Here is an 878-nt window from a genome sequence, read left to right on the forward strand (position 1 = left end):
TTTAAACCGTACATTCAAATACTCCTACCGTGTCACATGTGGTTATGGATGTGAAAATGGTGCTCTTTATGGCGTATCACTCTGGGTTGCTTATTACAACTTTCTACGTCCTCATCCGTATAATTACTGGAAACCACTCAACGAGTTGGATGCCTTTAAAGATGCCGGGAACATGCCTGCCAAGTGGCAAGTCCTTATTTACCTTGGTCAAAAAACCATTTTAGAAATGCAGAAATCTCAGGTTGATTAAAAACTATCTGTTTTTAGATTTTGAGCCGAGGTAAAACTAGCCATCCAAAAGCGTACTTTGCTTTTGGACCTGCCCTTGATAGTGTGACAAATCAATGCTATACTGCTGTGAATAAGACGGTGAAGACTATCTGTTTTTGAGTTTCTCGCCGTCGGTGATAACTTCAGAGCATTGATTTTTCATGCTGTCAAGGGTGGCGGAAGGGATCAAACAACTTAATTCCAGAGGAATATTTTCACTTTTCAAGGTTCGCGAGAGTAAATTTCATTACTTTCTATTTTCATATCTCACTTTACACTATCGATTAGATTATTTATATTCTTTGCCTTTACTTAAAGCTTATTTTTATATAACCGTAAACATAAGGTGTTCCAAGCTTTTACAAGATTGAGGCAATTTCTATTGAAAAAATAAAATGTATTGGCAGATGTCAGAGACAGAATCGATGTGAAAAAATAATATATACAAAAGCATATATCCAAATGTATTATAACAAAATTCTCCACAAGCAGTCAATATATTATGTCCATGAATTATCAATTCAGAAATTTCAAGGAAAAAGTTTCGTAAGAATTGGGCAAGATTAAATATAAAGTTTATCATATCTGCAAATGTTAACCATTACTTA

Annotated in this window: 1 pseudogene; it reads left to right on the plus strand. The window is 34.5% G+C overall.

Annotated features, from left to right (window positions below):
• Positions 1–250, plus strand: a pseudogene (locus tag ACECE_RS31520) (transposase); the annotation flags it as partial.
• Positions 251–878: the final 628 nt, after the last annotated feature.

It is taken from the genome of Acetivibrio cellulolyticus CD2 (assembly GCF_000179595.2).
In the GTDB taxonomy this organism is placed as follows: Bacteria; Bacillota; Clostridia; order Acetivibrionales; family Acetivibrionaceae; genus Acetivibrio; species Acetivibrio cellulolyticus.